Source organism: Pseudorhodobacter aquimaris (assembly GCF_001202025.1).
Taxonomy (GTDB): domain Bacteria; phylum Pseudomonadota; class Alphaproteobacteria; order Rhodobacterales; family Rhodobacteraceae; genus Pseudorhodobacter; species Pseudorhodobacter aquimaris.
In genome coordinates this window covers 22,316-41,852 of the sequence record NZ_LGHS01000004.1, presented here as the reverse complement: position 1 = coordinate 41,852, position 19,537 = coordinate 22,316, and the positions used below count along the sequence as shown (strand labels likewise).

Sequence of the window (19,537 nt, the reverse complement as noted above, 5' to 3'; positions counted from 1 at the left end):
GGCGCATGTTTACTATTGCAGCACTCTATCATTTCACCCGCTTCCCCGACTTTGCCGCCCTGCAACAGCCGCTGCTGGAGCTTGGCCGCAAACATGGCATCCGTGGTTCCTTGTTGCTGGCCGCCGAGGGGATCAACGGCACCATCGGCGGGGATCGCGCCGGAATTGACGCGATGCTTGCCCATATCCGCGCCCTGCCCGGATGTGCCGATCTGGAACATAAGGAAAGCTGGTCCGAGGTGCAGCCCTTTGGCCGGTTCAAAGTCCGCCTCAAGCGCGAAATCGTGGCGATGGGGCAACCCGATGTCGACCCGCGCGCACAGGTGGGCCATTATGTAAATCCCGAGGAATGGAACGAGCTGATCACCTCGCCTGATGTGGCGGTGATCGATACGCGCAATGACTATGAGGTCGGCATCGGCACCTTTGAGGGCGCGATCGACCCCGAGACAAAATCCTTTCGTGAATTCCCCGCATGGTGGGAGGCGAACAAGCACCGTTTTCATAACAAACGCATCGCCATGTTCTGTACCGGCGGGATTCGTTGTGAAAAATCAACCAACTACCTGATCGGTCAGGGGGTAGAGGATGTCTATCACCTCAAGGGCGGCATCTTGAAATATCTTGAGGAGATGCCACCGGAAAAGAGCCGCTGGAACGGTGAATGCTATGTCTTTGACAACCGTGTTTCGGTCGGTCACGGGTTGGTGCCCGGCCCCTATTCCAACTGTCATGCCTGCCGCCGCCCGCTTGCCCCCGATGATCTGAAACATCCCGCCTATGAAGAGGGCGTGTCCTGCCATCAGTGCATCAATGAGCATACGGACACCGACCGCGAACGCTTCCGCGAGCGCCAAAAGCAGATCGCCCTCGCCCGCGCACGCGGCGAACGGCATTTGGCCGACGGCTGATCCAAGCCCTTGGGGCGACATGACAATGGCGTGAATATTTCGCATAAAATTCTGTTCGCGGCTATGATGACAGAATGTCGCAGCTATACTGGCCTTCAGAAATGAAAAGGAGCCACAGCAATGCGATTCGCAGCCAAAGCCATTATTCTCGGCCTGACCCTGACCGCAGGGGCAGCCCTCGCCAAAGAAGGCGTCGAAGATCCAACCGTCAAAGCGCGGATGGATGTCATGGGCATTGTAGGGGCAAGTACCAAAGTTCTGGGAGATATGGCCCAAGGCAAAGCCGCTTTTGATGCAAGCGCCGCAGCGGCCGCACAGACGGCCCTTGCCGCCGCCGCTGCTGAAATCCCCGCGGTGTTCGAAGAAGAAGCCGATGACCCGGTGTCCGAGGCCCGCCCTGACATCTGGATGAACATGGAAGGGTTTGTTGAAAAGGCAAAGGCCATGGAGGGCGCCGCAAATGCAATAGACGTCACCTCTCTCGAAGGGATACAGGCGGGCATGGGGCCGCTTGCCGCATCGTGCAAATCTTGCCACAGCGATTTCCGCGCCAAGAAATAGATCATCAGGCCGACAGTGAAAAGGGGCTGGCGCGATCTTGCGTCGGCCCCTTTTACGGTGCCTTACCCCCTGTCAAATCAGGACAGGCCTTGCTAGGGTCGGCCCAATTTCGAAAGGATCTCTTTGATGCCCAACATGCGCGCCCCCCGTCTTGCGGTTTTGATCGACGCCGACAATGTTCCCGCCTCCTATGCCGAGGCAATCTTTGAAGAAATCGCTGGTTTGGGAGAAGCCTCTGTCAGGCGCATCTATGGCGACTGGTCAGCGCAGCGGCTTGCCGGTTGGGCGCGGCAGGTGGCGGCATTGGGGCTTGTTGCCGATCAGCAGTTTTCCAACACGCGCGGCAAGAACGCCAGCGACATCGGCCTTGTGATCGCGGCGATGGATTTCCTACATTCTGGGCTGTTTGACGGCTTTGTTCTGGTCAGCTCTGACAGCGATTTCACCCGTCTTGCCGCCCGCATCCGCGAACAGGGGCTGGATGTTTACGGCATCGGCGAAAAGAAAACCCCCGAGGCGTTCCGCATGGCCTGCAAACGTTTCATTTATGTTGAAAACCTTGGCGATGATGATGAGGCCGAGGAAGCGCCCACACAGCCCGCACCGAAACCGGACCGCGATGTGCAGTACGACCAGCCCGCCCCCACTCGCCCGCCCAAAGAATCCCCGATCAACGCCATTCCCCTCATCATCGCGGCCATGCGCGCGATTGAACAAGAGGGCGAGTGGTACTCTTTGGGACAGATCGGTCAATATATCACCCAAGGCGCGCCGGATTTCGACACGCGCACCTATGGCAGCGCCAAACTGTCGGACCTGATGCGCAAGATCAGCCGCTTTGAGGTGAAATCCGGCCCCGGCGGGCAGCTTTTGGCGCGCGACGTGGCCTAAGCGCCGCCAGGGGCCAGCCCCTACACCCAAGCCGTTGCGCCATCCTGTTTGCATTTCCACCTCCATGCGCTTATCTGAACGGTAAGCTAGAGTGACCAAAGGGCAAAGCACCGATGAACTGGATTACCAATTACGTTCGCCCCACCATCAACTCCCTGTTTTCGCGCCGCGAGGTGCCGGAAAACCTGTGGACCAAATGCCCGGAATGCGGAACGATGCTGTTTCATCGGGAATTGAAAGACAATCTGAACGTCTGCACCTCTTGCAACCATCACATGGCGATCACACCGCGCGAACGCTTTACCGCATTGTTCGATGGCGGGGTCTTTGCCGAGATCAAAGTGCCAGAGCCGGTTATCGACCCGCTCCAGTTCCGCGATCAAAAGAAATACCCCGAGCGCCTGAAAGCCGCACAAAAATCCAGTGGCGAAAAGGATTCGATGCTGGTGGTTGAGGGTGAGATCGCCCGCACACCGATTGTGGCCGTGGGGCAGGATTTCTCGTTCATGGCGGGGTCGATGGGGATGTTTGTCGGCAACGCGATGCTGGCGGCGGCGGAACGCGCGGTCAAGCTGAAGCGACCCTTGGTGCTGTTTTCTGCCTCTGGCGGGGCGCGGATGCAAGAAGGGATCCTGTCCCTGATGCAAATGCCGCGCACCACCGTTGCCGTGCAAATGCTGCGTGAGGCGAACCTGCCCTATATCGTGGTGTTGACCCATCCGACCACCGGCGGAGTTACGGCCTCTTATGCGATGCTAGGCGATGTGCAGATTGCCGAACCCAACGCGCTGATCTGTTTTGCAGGCCCGCGTGTGATTGAGCAAACCATCCGTGAAAAGCTGCCCGAAGGGTTCCAGCGCGCCGAGTATCTGCTGGACCACGGGATGCTTGACCGCGTGACCCACCGCAAAGAGATGCGCGATGAGTTGATCACCGTGTTGCGGATGCTGACCAAACAGCCCCCCGCCGTACGCGGAGAGCTGCCCGCACCGGAGCCGGAACCGGCCCTCGCCGCGCCCGAGGCACCGCCAGTTGAACCCGAGGCCGCCAAGACAGAACCCGCGGCAAAGCCGGAACCAAAACTAGAAAAGAAGGCCGACAAGGCATGAGCCAGCCCGGCTCTGACGTGCTTCTGGAACGGATGATGACGCTTCATCCAAAGATCATCGACCTGACGCTGGACCGGATGGAACGTCTGTTGGCCGCCCTTGGCCATCCCGAACGCAAGCTGCCGCCGGTGATCCATCTGGCCGGAACCAATGGCAAAGGGAGCACCCAGGCCATGATCCGCGCGGGGCTAGAGGGGGTGGGCCTGCTGGTTCATGCCTATACCAGCCCGCATCTGGCACGGTTCCACGAACGCATCCGGCTGGCAGGGGAGCTGATTGATGAGGATGCCCTCTCGGCGCTGCTGGATGAGTGTATTGCCACCAACGGTCCCGATCCGATCACCTTTTTCGAGGCGACAACCTGTGCCGCCATGCTGGCGTTCTCGCGCGTGCCTGCGGATTATCTGCTGTTGGAGGTCGGGCTTGGCGGGCGTCTGGATGCAACCAATGTGATTGAGGACCCCGCGCTGACCATCATCACGCCGGTCTCCTTGGACCATCAGGGATATCTTGGCGATACGCTGCCGCAGATTGCTGCGGAAAAAGCCGGTATCATCAAACGCGGCGTGCCCTGTGTGGTTGGCCCACAGGATGATGAGGGTCTGGCCGTGATCGAGGCCCGCGCGGCGCGACTCTCGGCCCCGCTTTTTGTTTACGGCCAACAGTGGCATTGCTTTGAGGACCGCGGGCGCATGGTGTTTCAGGATGAAAACGGGTTGCTCGACCTGCCGTTGCCCAAGCTTCCCGGCCCGCATCAGATACAAAACGCCGGTGCAGCACTGATGGCCTTGCGCATTTTGGGTGTGGGCGATCCCGAGGCGCTGACCCGCGCCGAATGGCCCGCCCGCATGCAACGCCTGCGCCAAGGGCCGCTGATCGATGCCGCCCCGAATGCCGAGATCTGGCTTGATGGCGGGCATAATCCGGCAGGCGGTGCCGCGATTGCCGCGACGTTGGGCGCCATGCCCGAACGCCCGACGCATCTGATTTGCGGCATGCTCAACACCAAGGATATTGGGGGCTATATGCGCGCGCTTGCACCGCATGTGACCAGCCTTTCTGCTGTTTCCATTCCCGGCGAGGCGGCGACCCTGCCCGCAAGCGCCACCCGCGAGGCCGCCACACAGGCCGGTATGGTCGCGGTTGAGGAAGCCTCGGTTCTTGACGCGCTGCGCGCAATTGTCGCGGAAGAGCCGTGCGCAAGGGTTCTGATCTGTGGATCGCTTTACCTTGCGGGACAGGTGCTGCGCGAAAACGCCTGATGTTTTGGGATACGCTCGCCCCCGCTCTTTGCCCGTCATGCGGGTTTTATCAAAGCAAAATCATGGCTGGCCACGTGTCGACTCTGGTTTTGCCCGCTTTCGGTTCCGGTTTGGCTTGACAGGAGGCCGGCGGTCCCACAGTAAAAGAGCGGTCACGCGGTTTGTGGCCGTATTTTCATATTTGACGACCCGAGCAAAGAACGGAACAAACAATGTCCCTTGCCCTGATCGCCGCACTGCCCTTCCTTGGCGCATTGCTTCCCGGCCTTTTGATCCGCACGGGGCGTAATGCCTGTGCCACCGTTACAGGGCTGGTGACGGCACTCGCGTTACTTGGCATTTTGCTGCACGCCCCTGCTGTGATGCGCGGAGAGGTGATTACCACCCAGATTGAATGGCTGCCCGTATTGGGGCTGAATGCGACATTTTTCCTTGATGGGCTGGGGCTTTTGTTTGCGGGGCTGATCCTTGGGATCGGGTTGCTGATCATCCTTTATGCGCGGTTCTATTTGTCGACCAAGGACCCGATGGGACAGTTTTACAGCTACTTGCTGATGTTCCAAGGCGCGATGGTCGGGATTGTCCTTTCCGATAACATATTGCTTTTGCTTGTTTTCTGGGAGCTGACCTCGCTTTCCTCTTTCCTGTTGATCGGCTATTGGAAACACCTGCCCGAGGGGCGCCAGGGCGCGCGGATGGCGCTGACGGTAACGGGGGCCGGCGGGCTTGCCATGATCGCGGGGATGCTGATCCTTGGCCGTATCGTGGGCTCCTATGATCTGACGGTGATTTTGGAAAACAAAGAGCTGATTCAGGCCTCCGGCTGGTATCTGCCCGCGCTGATCCTGATCCTGATCGGGGCTTTCACCAAATCGGCGCAGTTTCCGTTCCATTTCTGGTTGCCGCATGCGATGGCCGCCCCGACGCCGGTTTCGGCCTATCTTCACTCTGCGACCATGGTAAAGGCGGGGCTGTTCTTGATGGCGCGCATGTGGCCGGTTCTGGCCGGCACGCCCGAGTGGTTCTATATCGTTGCCACGACCGGGTTGATTACCATGGTGATGGCCGCCAAAATCGCCTTGTTCAAGGATGATCTCAAGGCGTTGCTGGCCTATTCGACCGTGTCGCACCTTGGCCTGATCACCATGCTTTTGGGCTTTGGCACCTCCGAGGCGGCGGTGGTTGCGGTGTTCCACATCATCAACCACGCCACCTTCAAGGCCGCTTTGTTCATGAGCGCGGGGATCGTGGACCATGAAACCCACACCCGCGACATCAAACGTCTGGGCGGGCTGCGGCATCTGATGCCGATCACCTTTACCATCGTTTGCGTGACCGCGCTTTCGATGGCGGGGATTCCGCCGCTCAACGGGTTTCTGTCCAAAGAGCTGATGCTGGAGGAGGCGTCGCACACCCTCTGGATGGGCAACACATGGCTGATGCCGGTTCTGGCGACCATCGGGGCGGTGTTCTCGGTTGCCTATTCTTTCCGGCTGATCGCCCATACCTTCCTTGGGCCGGTGCGCGATGATTACCCGTCCAAGCCCCATGATCCGGGCTTTGGCATGTGGGCGGCTCCGGCACTTCTGGCCTGTTTGGTGATTGCGATTGGCGTGATGCCGATGACCACGGTTGGCGAGTTGATCCGCACCACGGCGGGCGCTGTGATCGGTGGCGAGGCCGAGGTTTACATCAGCCATTGGCACGGCTTTGTGCCCGCGCTGTGGATGTCCGTGATCGCGGTGGCGGCAGGCGCGCTGTTGCTGGCCTTGCACCGGCCTTTGGATGCGATCTGGCTGTCCACCCCGCGGCCCGAGGCGAAGGCGATCTTTGACGGGTTGATGGAGCCTTTTGCCCGTCTGTCGCGCAACATCACCGACAAGATGCATGACGGCTCCTTTGCACGCTATGCCGCGATTGCGACGGTCACCATCCTGCTGGCGGGGTATTTCGCCTATGCCAGCGGCACCCATAGTGCAGGCACGCGGGCGATGACCCCGATCGGCGCGGTTCCCTTTATCGGCTGGCTGTTGTTGATGGGGGCGACGGTTTCGCTGTTCACCTTCCATCGCAACCGTTTGCTAGCGCTGGTGCTGGTGGGTGTGATCGGGTTGATGGTCTCGGTCGGGTTTGTGTATCTTTCGGCACCGGATCTGGCCCTGACCCAGATCAGCGTTGAGGTTGCGACCGTCATGCTGCTGTTGCTGGCGCTGAACTTCCTGCCCAAAGAAAGCCCGGTTGAAAGCACCGCAGGGCGGCGTGGGCGTGACGGGTTGATCGCGGCCATGGCGGGGCTGGGTATTGGCGCGCTGATTTATGGCCTGATGATGCGCGATTTCGCCTTTCCGACGATTTCGGATTTCCACCTTGCGAACTCCAAGCCCGGCGGCGGCGGGACCAATGTGGTCAATGTGATCCTCGTCGATTTTCGGGGGTATGATACCTTTGGTGAAATCACCGTTCTGGGCGTCGCAGGCCTTGTGATTTACGCGCTGGTCGAGGCGCTGCTGCGTGGCGGTCCGGCCAATGACCGGCTGCTGGCCTGGGTCCCGGATCAGAAACGCGCGGGCGACCGGCACCCCTTGATGCTGGTGGTGGCAACGCGGATGATCCTGCCGATTGCGATCCTCGTCGGGGTGTATATTTTCTTGCGCGGCCATAATGAGCCGGGCGGCGGGTTTATTGCGGGGCTTGTCGTGGCGATTGCGACGATCATGCAATATATGGCCTCGGGCTATGGCTGGGCCGCTGCACGGCAACGGATTGATTACCACGCGCTGATTGGCTGGGGCGTGACGATCGCGGGGCTTTGCGGCGTCGGCTCGTGGTTTGCGGCGCGGCCGTTCCTGACCTCCAACTTCGGTTACTTCAAGCTGCCTTTCATCGAGAAGTTCGAGCTTGCGACCGCCGCGATATTTGATCTGGGCGTTTTCCTGACGGTGGTTGGTGCGGTGATGCTTGCGCTTGCCTCTATCAGCCGGATCGCGATCCGGGCCGGTGAAACCGTGAATATCGAGCCATTCGATATCCAGCCCGATGAAGATGAGAAAACCGAGGGGGCACACTGATATGGAACTTCTAGTAGCCTCTGCCGTGGGAATGTTGACTGCTTGCGGGTTGTATCTGATCCTGCGCAAACGCACCTTTCCGGTGATCGTCGGGCTGGCGGTGCTGTCCTATGCGGTGAACGTCTTTATCTTTGCCTCGGGGCGCTTGGCGATCGGCCTGCCCGGCATCATATCCGAAGGTGCGGCGGGTTATACCGATCCGCTGACACAGGCCTTGGTGCTGACCGCGATCGTTATCAGCTTTGGCATGACGGCCCTGATCGTGATGATGGCGCTGGGGTCCTTTTTGGAAACCGGCGACGATTACATCGCGATGGAGGATGACGAGACATCCGATGAAGGCTCGGATGAAGATAAGGAGGGCGCGAAATGAACCATTGGATCATCGCCCCCGTCATTTTGCCGGCCCTGCTGGCCCCCTTCATTGTTTTGGTGATGCGCCACGATCTATCATTGCAGCGGATCTTTTCGACCTGTGGCACCGTGGTTTTGGTCGGCATCTCCTTGATGCTGCTTTATACCGCCGCGACCAACCCGCCAGAGGTCTATTTCCTCGGCAATTGGGATGCGCCCTTTGGCATTGTATTGGTGCTGGACCGGCTGTCGGCGATGATGGTCGCCCTGACCGCGATTTTGGCGCTTTTGGTACAGCTATACGCCATCGGCACCAGTTGGGACGCCCGCGGCAACCATTTCCACGCCTTGTTCCAGTTTCAGCTCATGGGCCTCTTTGGCGCCTTTCTGACGGGGGATGCCTTTAACCTCTTTGTATTCTTTGAGGTGCTCTTGATCGCAAGCTACGGTCTGATGATCCATGGCGGCGGGGCAAAGCGGCTCAAGGCCGGCGTGCAATATGTTGCCTTCAACCTTGTCGGCTCGACCCTGTTTTTGTTCGCGCTGGCCACGGTTTATTCGGTGATGGGCACGTTGAACATGGCCGATCTGGCGGTAAAGATGGGGGAGCTTCCACCCGGTGACGCCGCTTTGATGCGTGTCGGTGCGGTGTTGCTTTTGTTGGTCTTTGCGGTCAAAGGCGCGCTGGTGCCGCTACAATTCTGGCTGCCCGCGACCTATAGCTTTGCGCCCGGCCCGGTCGCCGCCCTCTTTGCGGTGATGACCAAGGTGGGTGCCTATGCCGTGATCCGCGTTTATACGCTGATCTTTCCGCCAGATACGCCCGCAACCGGCATGTTCTTTGCCGATCTGTTGCTGCCGGCGGCACTTGTCACGCTGGTCGTGGGCGCGGTGGGCGTGATGGGGGCCACGGGGCTGGCACGGCTGGTGGCCTTTGCCGCCATCGGGTCAATGGGGACGTTGTTTATCGCAATATCGCAATTCACCCCCGAGGCGATGAGTGCCGCCCTTTACTATATGATCCATTCGACGCTTGCCACAGCCGCCCTGTTCCTGATCGTTGATATGGTCCAGGACCGTCGCGGCACCGATACCACCCGCGGATCTTTCCCGCCCTTTGCCCAGCATGGGCTGCTTTCGGCGCTTTTCTTTGCCGGGGCGATTGCCATGGCGGGTATGCCGCCGCTCTCGGGCTTTTTGGGCAAGCTGTTGGTGATGGACGCCACACGCGGGCCGGATATGGCGATGATCTGGACCGCGATCCTGATCACCTCGCTGATCACCATCGTCGGCTTCTCGCGCGCCGGTTCACAAGTGTTCTGGAAGGCCTATGCCACCACCACAGGTCAGGCCCGCCCCGAGGACAAGCCCGAGGGGTTGGCCTTTGCTATGGTCTTTGCCCTACTGGCGGGTCTTGTGGCCCTGACCGTGATGGCCGGGCCGGTAACCGACTGGCTGGGTGAAACCAGCGCCGAGCTGTTTGACCGGGCGGCTTATATCGATGCTGTTCTTCCAGCGGTAAAGGAGTAGGCCGATGCTGCGCAAGCTTTTCCCCCACCCCTATCTGACGCTGCTCTTGGTGATCTCATGGTTGCTTTTGGTCAATGAATACAAGCTGGGCTCGCTGGTTTTCGCGCTGATCCTTGGCATCATCATCCCGATGATGACGGCCCCCTATTGGCCCGACCGTCCGATCCTGCGCAATCCAGCGGCGATCATCGGCTATGTGCTGATCGTGCTTTATGATATCGTGAAATCCAATTTCATCGTTGCCGGGATCGTCCTGTTCACCCCCAACAAGAAGCTGCAATCCACATGGATCACCGTCCCGCTGGAGTTGCGCACCCCCGAGGCCATCACCGTGCTGGCCGGCACCATTACCATGACGCCGGGCACTGTCACCGCCGATATGTCGGGCGACGGCCGCGCGCTTTTGGTACATTGTCTGCATGCACCTGATCCTGACTCCGTCCGTGATGAGATCAAGACCAGATATGAAGCCCGTTTGATGAGGATATTCGAATGATCCAATATGCCTTGATCTTTGCCTTTGCCTGTTTCGGCATTGCGCTTTTGTTCAACCTCTACCGCATTTTCCGCGCTCCGGGCGTGGTGGATCGTGTTCTGGCGCTTGATACGATGGTGATCAATATCATCGCCATTTTCATCCTTTACGGCATTTCCACCCATTCCGGCGTGTATTTTGAGGCGGCTTTGCTCTTTGCCATGACGGGGTTTGTCTCCACCGTGGCCTATTGCAAATTCATCCTGCGCGGCGACATCATCGAATAAGGGGGCTGTCATGAGCTTACTCTCCGAAATCATCGTATCCGTTTTGCTGGTTGCCGCAGGTGTTTTCGGGCTGGTCGGCAGTTTTGGCCTGCTGAAGCTGCCTGATACCATGACGCGGCTGCATGCGCCGACCAAGGCCACGACCTTGGGCGTTGGCAGTACACTGCTGGCCTCAATGCTGTATTTCCTGTTGTTTCAGGGTCGGCTGAGCTGGCATGAGCTGATGATCACCATGTTCTTGTTGTTGACCGCGCCGATTACCGCGAATTTCATCGCCAAGGCCCATCTGCACCGTTTCCGCGATCAGGAAACCCTGCCCGACACCGGCACCCCCGATGATTGGGCCACCTTTGAGGATGAAGCCAAAGAGATGGAACCGGTCATGACACGGGACACCCCGCGCCGCTAAGTGCCCTTGCCGTTTGCCGGTTTGCATGCGACCTTTGGCGGATCGGTGCAGTCGGAGGCCCCCGTGCAAACCATCACCCCAACCAAGACGCAAAACCTGCCGCAGCTTACCCATGCCCGCAATGAGGGCATGCCGCTTGATCTCGATTGGGTGGCGGGCGTGCAGGCCAATACATCCGCGATTGAGCGCCGTGCGGCCAGCTTGCCCGGACGCCGGTCGGTCAAAAAGGACTATCAGGCGGCATGGCTGTGCAAGGCGATTTCCTGCATCGATCTGACCACGCTTTCGGGCGATGATACTAGGGGCCGCGTACAGCGCCTTTGTGCCAAGGCCCGCCACCCCGTCCGCGCCGATCTGTTGGCAGCCTTGGGGATGGAGGGGCTGACCGTGGGCGCGGTCTGCGTTTATCACGACATGGTCGAAACGGCTGTCCGCGCGCTTGAAGGGTCGGGGATACCTGTCGCGGCGGTCTCTACCGGCTTTCCGGCGGGGTTATCGCCCCTGCATCTGCGTCTGGCCGAAATAGGCGAGAGCGTCGCAGCCGGCGCACGGGAAATCGACATCGTGATCTCTCGTCGGCATGTTCTGACGCAAAACTGGCAGGCGCTTTATGATGAGACCCGCCAGATGCGTGAGGCCTGCGGTGCCGCCCATATGAAGGCGATTTTGGCCACAGGAGAGCTGGGAACCCTGCGCAACGTCGCCCGCGCCTCATATGTCTGCATGATGGCGGGGGCCGATTTCATCAAGACCTCAACGGGCAAAGAGCCGGTAAACGCCACGCTGCCCGTCACCCTGACCATGATCCGCGCCATCCGCGACTACCACGACCGGACCGGCATCAAGGTCGGCTATAAACCTGCGGGCGGGATCTCCAAGGCCAAGGATGCGCTGGTGTACCTGTCGCTGATGCGCGATGAGCTGGGCCTGCCATGGGTCCAGCCCGATCTGTTCCGTTTCGGCGCCTCATCGCTTTTGGGCGATATCGAGCGGCAGCTGGAACATCACGTCACCGGCGCCTATTCCGCCGCCAACCGCCATGCGATGGGATAACACCATGACCGTCAAAGAGATTTTTAATTCCATGTCCTATGGACCCGCCCCCGAATCCGGCACTGAAGCAATGGCGTGGATCACGCAAAACGCGCCATTTGGCCATTGGATCAATGGCAAACTCACCGATCCGGCTGACGGCTTTGTCACCAAAAATCCCGCGACCGGCACCGCATTGGCCCAAGTCACCCAAGGCACCGCCGAGGATATCGATGCCGCCGTCACAGCCGCCCGCAAGGCCCAGCCCAAATGGGCGCGTCTGCCGGGGCACAAGCGCGCGGCCTATCTTTATGCGCTGGCGCGATTGGTGCAAAAGCACAGCCGCTTGCTGGCAGTGACTGAAACGCTGGACAATGGCAAGCCGATCCGAGAGGCGCGCGATATCGACATCCCGCTGGTGGCGCGGCATTTCTATTATCACGCGGGGCTGGCACAACTGTTGGCATCCGAGCAGCCGGAGATGGAGCCTTTGGGCGTTTGCGGTGCGGTTATCCCGTGGAACTTCCCGCTGTTGATGCTTGCATGGAAGGTGGCACCTGCGCTGGCAGCCGGCAATACCGTGGTGCTGAAACCTGCCGAATATACCCCCCTTACCGCGCTTTTGTTTGCGCAGATCAGCCGTGAGGCGGGCCTGCCCGCCGGTGTGCTGAACGTGGTAACCGGCGATGGGGCGACAGGGGCGGCGCTGGTCGATCATCCGGATGTCAACAAGATCGCCTTTACCGGCTCTACCGAGGTGGGGCGCAAGATCCGTGCGGCCACGGCGGGTACGGGCAAGGCGCTGACATTGGAGCTGGGCGGGAAATCCCCCTATATCGTCTTTGACGATGCCGATCTGGATTCCGCCGTCGAGGGCCTCGTCGATGCAATCTGGTTCAACGGCGGGCAGGTGTGCTGTGCCGGTTCGCGGCTCTTGGTACAAGAGGGCGTGGCGGAACGGTTCCACGCCAAGCTGCGCGCACGGATGGACGGGCTGCGCATTGGCGATCCGATGGATAAATGCATCGACGTGGGCGCGGTCGTGGACCCGGTGCAACTGGCGCAAATCACCGCGATGGTCGATGCCAGCGAGGGTGAGAAATACCAGATCCCCTGCCCCGAGGGTTGCTTTTACCCGCCGACGCTGATCACCGGCCTTGGTGCGGCCTCCCCCTTGATGCAAGAGGAAATCTTTGGGCCGGTTCTGGTCTCCATGACCTTCCGCACGCCGTCCGAGGCGGTGGAGCTGGCCAATAACAGCCGCTACGGGCTTGCTGCCAGCATCTGGACCGAGAACCTCAACCTTGCGCTGGACATGGCCCCCAAGGTCAAGGCCGGTGTTGTCTGGATCAACGGCAGCAATATGTTTGACGCCGCCGCAGGCTTTGGCGGGATGCGTGAAAGCGGCTTTGGCCGTGAGGGTGGCTGGGAAGGTTTGCTGGCCTATCTGCGGCCTAAAGAGACCAAGCGGGCGCTGCGCCCCGTTGCGGCCGTGGCGGAACCGGCAAAGCCCGAGGTGTCGGGTCTGGACCGTACCGCCAAGCTCTATATCGGCGGCAAACAGGCGCGGCCCGATAGTGGCTATTCGCGCGCGGTCTGGTCGCCCAAGCGCAAGCTTCTGGGGCATGCGGGCCTTGGCAATCGCAAGGATATCCGCAACGCGGTTGAGGCCGCGCATGGCGCAAAGGGCTGGGGCAAGGCCTCGGCACATCTGCGCGCGCAGATCTTGTATTATATCGCCGAGAACCTCTCGGCACGCGCCGAGGAATTTGCCACCCGCTTAAAGGATATGACCGGAAAATCCGGCACCGAAGAGGTAGTGGCCAGCATCGCGCGGCTCTTTAGCTATGCCGCTTGGGCCGATAAATTTGATGGTGCGGTGAAATCGGTCCCGATCCGCGGCGTGGCCATGGCGATGAATGAGCCTTGCGGTGTGATCGGTGCGATCTGTCCTGATGAGGCCCCGCTTTTGGGGATGATCAGCCTGATGGCCCCTGCGATTGCGATGGGCAACACTTGCGTTCTGGTGCCGTCTGGGGCTTATCCGCTGGCGGCCACGGATTTTTACCAAATACTTGATACATCTGACGTGCCGGGGGGCGTAGTCAACATCGTGACCGGCCCGCATGAGGGACTGACGAAACCGCTGGCCGCGCATCTGGGCGTGAATGCCATCTGGTGCTTTGGCGCAAAACCCCTGTCAGAGGTGGTAGAGCGTGAGGCCGCAGGCAACCTGAAACGCACATGGGTGAACAATGGTATGGCCACCGATTGGACCAATGCCGAGGGGCGGCCCTTCCTGCGCGCGGCGACCGAGGTGAAGACGATCTGGGTGCCCTACGGCGAGTGACCTAGCTTTTGGGGCGGTCGTCGTAATCGGTTTTCAGGATACGCGCGGCATCACCCTGCGGATCGTCATATTGTTTGGTCTTCAACGCCCAGAAAAACGCCGCCAAGCCGGCCCCGCCAAGCAGCAGGGAAACCGGAATAAGGATCGTCAGAATTTCCATGGGATCACCTTAACCGCAATGCGTTCAGCGATACTGTAATCGAAGAGAGCGACATCGCCAAGGCCGCAAGCAGCGGCGTGGCCAGCCCCATCAGCGCCAAGGGCACCGCGATCACGTTATACCCGCCCGAAAGCATGAAATTCTCACGGATCCGGCGGGTGGATTGTTTGGCGATGCGCAGCGCATCGGCGACGGGTGCCATATCCTGTCCCAAAAGCACGATATCGGATGCGGTACGCGCCGCATCAAGGGCCGTCGCCGGTGAGATCGACACATGGGCCTGTGCCAGCGCCGCCGTGTCGTTCAAACCGTCACCGATCATCAGAACCTTATGGCCCGCGTCTTGCAACGCTTTGACAAAATCAGCCTTTTCTGTCGGTAACTGCCCCGCCTGCCAATCCTCAATCCCGATCCGCGCGGCAAGATCGACCACAGGTGCGGGCGCATCCCCCGAAAGCAACGTCAGCTTCAACCCCGCCGCCTTCATCGCGGCCACGGCGACCTCAGCCCCCGGGCGCAGCTTGTCAGCGAACAAGATCGCATGTGTTTCACTGCCCAGCGCAAGATAGGTCGCGGTTTGCGCCGCAGGCGTTGCGCCGACCCATTCCGCACGGCCCAGACGGACCAGCTTGCCGTCCAGCCGCCCCTCGATCCCATAGCCCGGCACCTCTTGTACATCCGACAAAACGGCAGGCGCGATATCGGACGCCTTGCTCAGCGCCATCGCCAGCGGATGCGATGACGCCCCGGCCAGCCCCAACGCCACGCCAAGCACCGATGGTGGCAAGGCGTCAAGGTTCACCGGCTTGGGTGTGCCAAGCGTCAACGTGCCGGTTTTGTCGAACACCACATGATCCACCTCGGCCAGACGTTCCAGCGCGGTGCCGTCCTTGATCAGCAACCCCTTGCGAAACAGCCGCCCACTGGCCGCCGTGACCACCGCAGGCACAGCCAGCCCCAAGGCGCAAGGGCAGGTAATAATCAGCACCGCCGCCGAGATATTGACCGCGTAACGCAAATCGCCCCCTGTCCGCCACATCCAAAAGCCAAATGCGGCAAAGGACAGAATATGCACAAGCGGCGAATAGGCGCGGGCGGCACGATCGGCAAGGCTGGTGTGTTTGGTCTTGGCGCTTTCGGCCACGGCAACCAGATCGGCCATGCGGTGCAGACTGCTGTCGCGCCCTGCGGCGGTGACGCGGACCAAAAGCGGGCCGGTCAGGTTAATTTCCCCTGCGGCAATGGCCATCCCCGGCGCTGCCATGGACGGCAGACTTTCGCCCGTCAGCAAAGAGCGGTCAACCTCGGACGTGCCATGGGTCACCACACCGTCCACCGGCATCCGGCCACCGGGACGCACGCGAACGATATCGCCGATTGCAAGGGCGGAGATGGCAACCTCTTCCTCAACCCGGTCCAGCAGACGCGTGGCGCGCGGCACCTCCAGTGCTGCAAGTTCCTCAGCGGCGGAGCGGGCTACGGCACGTGTGCGATGATCAAGGTAACGCCCCCCCAACAGGAAAAACGTCAACATTACCGCCGCATCAAAATAGGCATGATGGCCGGAATTAAAGGTCTCGAACAGGCTGATCGAAGAGGCCAGAACCAGCGCCAAAGAGATCGGCACATCCATACCCAATCGCCCTGCCCGCAAACTGGCCCATGCCGATTTGAAAAACGGCTGGCCTGCGAAGACCACCGTAGGCAAGGCAATCGCGGCAGAGATCCAGTGGAACAGATCGCGTGTCGCATCCCCTGCCCCCGACCATACCGCCACCGAGAGCAGCATGACGTTCATCATCGCAAAGCCCGCCACGCCCAAACGCATCAGCAAATCGCGGCCCTGCTTGTCGGTTTCTGTCGCCGAGAGCAATCCGGGGTCCAGCTCATGCGCCTCATAGCCCAGACCCGCCAGAACAGGGATCAGGCTGGCGGCGGTGACATCGGGGGCGGCATCCACGCTGACGCGCCGTAAGGTCAGATTGACACGGGCCGATTGCACCCCCGGTAGGGCCTGAAGGCCGTTTTCCACCGTAGACATACAGGCCGCGCAATGCGCTGTGGGCAATGACAACATCAACCGTGCATGGCTGGGTTGGCTCATCTGTGCCAGACGCTCGGCCGAGGGGGCAACAGCACAGGCCGGACAAGCCGAGGGGCTTACATGGCCTGCATCATATTCCTCTACCAGTGACATTTCTATCCTCGTATATTCAGATCAATGCGCTGGCGAAAGAGGGTGCCATCAGGCGCCGTCGCCTCTACCTGCATCATCCATTTCCCGATGCCGAGTTTAAGTGGCGCGATGAAAACGCCCGATTTGCGCACAAAATCTGGGCGCACGTCATCGCTGGCCTCTGTCGCACGGCCAATCAGCACGGAAAGCGACGAAACCTCCGCAGGGTAGCCCGTATTGTCGGTAAAGGCGAGGCGCAGCTCATCGGCAGCCCCGTCATATTCAGGGGCGAGTGTCCAGCCCAAGCCGATCTGCGCGCTGCGGTCGGCGTCAAAGCTCTGACTGGCGACATAGGAGTTTTTCACCTCTAACCCCGGAAAGGTGCTGATTGCCTTATAGGCCATCAAAAGGTTGACCGCGATAATGATACCAAAGGCACCGACGGTGAAGAACAGCACCTTGCGTCCAGTGATACGAAACCCCTGATCATCCGTCATGCTATTTACCTTTTCCGTTAAAGATCGTGTCGTGATAGATCCGGTTGGTCCCATCGCCATCCTCGACCCACAAGCGCAGATCGGTCCGGTCGGACAGTGCCGCCTCGGAACCCGGCGCTGCAAAGACATAGACCCGCTGGGTCTGCTGCTCATTCGCCCGGACCGAAACCGTCGTCGCGTCAGTCCCTTCCAAGGCAATCCGAAGATCAGCCTCTGAGGTCAGCGAAACATTCAGATCCATATCATGCCCAAGCTTGTTCAGCACCCGTATATCATAGGTGTTGCGAATGGTCCCGTCAGACAGTGTAACAAAGGTCGGATTGCGCACCGGCGTTACGTTCAGATCAACCGAGCTGCGCAAGAACAGGGCCACCACAAGGGCAATCCCGACCCCCGACCACAAGACAGTATACATGATCGTGCGCGGCCGAAAGACGTGTTTCCACACCGATTTTGGCGCTTTGCCCGAGATTTCCGCAACCTCATCCGTCAGCGCCATATAGCCGATCAGATCCCGTGGCTTGCCGATCCGGTCCATCACATCATTGCAGGCATCAATGCACAAACCGCAGGTGATACAGGCCATTTGCTGCCCGTCGCGGATATCGATCCCCATCGGGCAAACGTTGACGCAGGCCATGCAATCGATGCAATCGCCGTTTGTGCTGGCCACCTCACCCTTTTGCAACTTGCCGCGCGGCTCTCCGCGCCAATGGCGATAGTTGATGGTCAGCGTATCCTCATCGATCATCGCGGCCTGAATGCGCGGCCACGGGCAGGCGTAAATACAGATCTGTTCACGGAAAAACCCACCGAAAAAGAAGGTCGTCGCGGTCAGCACCAGAATGGTCATATAGGCAAGGAAATGCGCCTGTCCGGTGACCAGATCAACGGCCAGTGTTGGCGCATCGGTAAAGTAAAATACCCAAGCGCCGCCAGTCGCGACCGCGATCAAAAGCCATGCTGTCCATTTGGTCGCTGTCTTGCGGATCTTCTCGGCGGTCCACTTGCTGCGATGCAGGCGCAGACGCGCGTTCCGGTCGCCCTCAATCCAGCGCTCTACCAGAATGAAAAGATCGGTCCAGACGGTTTGCGGGCAGGCATAGCCGCACCACACACGCCCCGCAGCCGAGGTAAACAGAAAAAGACCCAACCCTGCCATGATCAACAGGCCCGCGACAAAGTAAAACTCATGCGGCCATATCTCGATCATCAAAAAGAAGAACCGGCGGTTGGCCATATCGACCAGAACCGCCTGATCAGGCAGGCTTGGCCCGCGATCCCAGCGCAGCCATGGCGTGATGTAGTAAAGGCCCAGCGTGAAGGCCATGATCCACCATTTAAGGTTTCGAAACGCACCCTTGACGCGGCGCGGAAAGATCGGCTCACGTTTGGCATATAGGCTTTTGGGTTCGGTATCTGGGCTGCTCACGGCATTACTCCGGCTTCGGTTCAGGCGCTGATATCCCGCAACAGTGCGACCGCTGCTTTGACCTGCATCAATAACATATCACAGATAAAGGTTTTGGGGCCCATTCCGCTGCGACATCTGCGCGCGGCTGGCAAAGTTTTTTAGCACAAAAAGCCACCGACACCCCTTGAAACATGCGCGAACAGGAAAGGTGTGGCGGTGGCTGGTCGGCAAAAGAACCGACCAGCACCAAGAATAGCACATTGCTCTGCCACCACATTGAGGCAAATCAACCCGCTACCCGTCTTGCCATAAATCGGCGATGCTTTCCCTTAACTTGGGCAGGGTTTGCGCTTCAAACCACGGGTTTTGTCTCAGCCACCGGTTGTTACGGGGGCTGGGATGGGGAAGGACAGCGATACCCTGCGGCAGATCCGTCGCCCCCACCACATTTGTCAAAGGGCGTTTGCCCGCGGTTGGCAGGTGCCACGCCAAGGCATAGCGCCCGATAATCAACGCCAATGCCACATCAGGCATCGCTTCTAGTAACGGGTGGCGCCACGTTGGCGCACATTCCGGACGTGGCGGCAGATCACCGTTTTTCCCCGTCCCCGGAAAGCAAAACCCCATAGGCAGGATCGCAACCTTTGCCGGATCATAGAAATCAGCCGTATCAAGCCCCAGCCATGTCCGAAGCCTGCGCCCCGAGGCATCATCAAAGGGAATCCCCTTGATATGGGTCGCGCGTCCCGGCGCCTGCCCCGCGATCAACAACCGCGACGTAGCGCTTGCCTGCACCAAGGGGCGCGGCCCCAACGGCAGCCCGTTGCACAATGTACAGGCCCGAACCTTGGCTAATAGTTGTTCCATAACCCCACCAAAGCGCAAAAAGCCCCAGAACGCAAACCTCGCCCATTCCGGCTTTTGGATCTCAAACGCAACGGCTACCGAAAGAAATCCCGGCACTCAAATCATCCGCCACCTGTTTGTGCGTCAGCGCAATACGCACCGTATCTTGGCAGAATTCGTCCGTCCGTTTTCGCCCAATAGCTTT

At 59.9% G+C, this 19,537-nt stretch carries 18 protein-coding genes; 13 read left to right on the top strand and 5 right to left on the bottom strand.

Annotated elements, in window-relative coordinates; all coding sequences use genetic code 11:
- The first annotated feature begins 5 nt into the window (after positions 1 to 5).
- From trhO to AKU94_RS00225, 13 genes are all read left to right on the top strand, one after another.
- Entirely contained in the window at positions 6 to 911 is a 906-nt protein-coding gene (gene trhO, locus AKU94_RS00285; protein WP_050525373.1) for an oxygen-dependent tRNA uridine(34) hydroxylase TrhO, read from the top strand.
- A 120-nt stretch (positions 912 to 1,031) separates the two neighbouring features.
- Positions 1,032 to 1,472 carry a c-type cytochrome gene (locus tag AKU94_RS00280; protein WP_050525372.1) on the top strand — a complete coding sequence of 147 codons (441 nt, stop codon included), beginning with the start codon at positions 1,032 to 1,034 and terminating at the stop codon, positions 1,470 to 1,472.
- 126 nt (positions 1,473 to 1,598) lie between these two features.
- On the top strand, positions 1,599 to 2,363 hold the full coding sequence (locus AKU94_RS00275) for an NYN domain-containing protein (protein WP_083444864.1): 765 nt from the start codon (positions 1,599 to 1,601) through the stop codon (positions 2,361 to 2,363).
- A 113-nt stretch (positions 2,364 to 2,476) separates the two neighbouring features.
- Positions 2,477 to 3,472 (top strand): acetyl-CoA carboxylase, carboxyltransferase subunit beta, encoded by a 996-nt coding sequence (gene accD / locus AKU94_RS00270; RefSeq protein WP_050525371.1) that lies wholly within the window; start codon positions 2,477 to 2,479, stop codon positions 3,470 to 3,472.
- The gene (locus AKU94_RS00265) at positions 3,469 to 4,734 is read left to right on the top strand and encodes a bifunctional folylpolyglutamate synthase/dihydrofolate synthase (RefSeq protein ID WP_050525370.1); all 1,266 of its coding nucleotides are present in this window, start codon (positions 3,469 to 3,471) and stop codon (positions 4,732 to 4,734) included. The genes accD and AKU94_RS00265 overlap by 4 nt, the downstream gene beginning before the upstream one ends.
- A 212-nt stretch (positions 4,735 to 4,946) precedes the next feature.
- Positions 4,947 to 7,802 (top strand): monovalent cation/H+ antiporter subunit A, encoded by a 2,856-nt coding sequence (locus AKU94_RS00260; protein WP_050525369.1) that lies wholly within the window; start codon positions 4,947 to 4,949, stop codon positions 7,800 to 7,802.
- 1 nt (position 7,803) lies between these two features.
- Positions 7,804 to 8,175, top strand: coding sequence for a Na+/H+ antiporter subunit C (locus tag AKU94_RS00255; protein ID WP_050525368.1), 372 nt, complete (start codon positions 7,804 to 7,806; stop codon positions 8,173 to 8,175).
- On the top strand, positions 8,172 to 9,686 hold the full coding sequence (locus tag AKU94_RS00250) for a monovalent cation/H+ antiporter subunit D (protein WP_050525367.1): 1,515 nt from the start codon (positions 8,172 to 8,174) through the stop codon (positions 9,684 to 9,686). The genes AKU94_RS00255 and AKU94_RS00250 overlap by 4 nt, the downstream gene beginning before the upstream one ends.
- A 4-nt stretch (positions 9,687 to 9,690) precedes the next feature.
- Complete coding sequence (locus tag AKU94_RS00245; protein ID WP_050525366.1) at positions 9,691 to 10,182, top strand: Na+/H+ antiporter subunit E; 492 nt, start codon at positions 9,691 to 9,693, stop codon at positions 10,180 to 10,182.
- Entirely contained in the window at positions 10,179 to 10,448 is a 270-nt protein-coding gene (locus AKU94_RS00240) for a K+/H+ antiporter subunit F (protein ID WP_050525365.1), read from the top strand. Before AKU94_RS00245 ends, AKU94_RS00240 begins: the two co-directional genes overlap by 4 nt.
- A gap of 10 nt (positions 10,449 to 10,458) precedes the next feature.
- Complete coding sequence (locus AKU94_RS00235; RefSeq protein ID WP_050525364.1) at positions 10,459 to 10,857, top strand: Na+/H+ antiporter subunit G; 399 nt, start codon at positions 10,459 to 10,461, stop codon at positions 10,855 to 10,857.
- A gap of 63 nt (positions 10,858 to 10,920) precedes the next feature.
- Positions 10,921 to 11,910 carry a deoxyribose-phosphate aldolase gene (gene deoC, locus AKU94_RS00230; protein WP_050525394.1) on the top strand — a complete coding sequence of 330 codons (990 nt, stop codon included), beginning with the start codon at positions 10,921 to 10,923 and terminating at the stop codon, positions 11,908 to 11,910.
- A gap of 4 nt (positions 11,911 to 11,914) precedes the next feature.
- Positions 11,915 to 14,239 (top strand): aldehyde dehydrogenase family protein, encoded by a 2,325-nt coding sequence (locus tag AKU94_RS00225; protein WP_050525363.1) that lies wholly within the window; start codon positions 11,915 to 11,917, stop codon positions 14,237 to 14,239.
- 1 nt (position 14,240) lies between these two features.
- Here the strand turns inward: AKU94_RS00225 and ccoS are convergent, their stop codons facing one another.
- The 5 genes from ccoS to AKU94_RS00200 form a co-directional block, all read right to left on the bottom strand.
- Positions 14,241 to 14,399 (bottom strand): cbb3-type cytochrome oxidase assembly protein CcoS, encoded by a 159-nt coding sequence (ccoS, locus tag AKU94_RS00220; protein WP_050525362.1) that lies wholly within the window; start codon positions 14,397 to 14,399, stop codon positions 14,241 to 14,243.
- 4 nt (positions 14,400 to 14,403) lie between these two features.
- Positions 14,404 to 16,596 (bottom strand): heavy metal translocating P-type ATPase, encoded by a 2,193-nt coding sequence (locus AKU94_RS00215; RefSeq protein ID WP_050525361.1) that lies wholly within the window; start codon positions 16,594 to 16,596, stop codon positions 14,404 to 14,406.
- Between the two features lie 2 nt (positions 16,597 to 16,598).
- Complete coding sequence (locus tag AKU94_RS00210; protein ID WP_050525360.1) at positions 16,599 to 17,072, bottom strand: FixH family protein; 474 nt, start codon at positions 17,070 to 17,072, stop codon at positions 16,599 to 16,601.
- Position 17,073: 1 nt separating this feature from the next.
- Positions 17,074 to 18,504, bottom strand: a complete 1,431-nt coding sequence (gene ccoG, locus AKU94_RS00205; protein ID WP_050525359.1) for a cytochrome c oxidase accessory protein CcoG — start codon at positions 18,502 to 18,504, stop codon at positions 17,074 to 17,076.
- Positions 18,505 to 18,780: 276 nt separating this feature from the next.
- Positions 18,781 to 19,353 carry a uracil-DNA glycosylase family protein gene (locus AKU94_RS00200; protein ID WP_050525393.1) on the bottom strand — a complete coding sequence of 191 codons (573 nt, stop codon included), beginning with the start codon at positions 19,351 to 19,353 and terminating at the stop codon, positions 18,781 to 18,783.
- Positions 19,354 to 19,537: the final 184 nt, after the last annotated feature.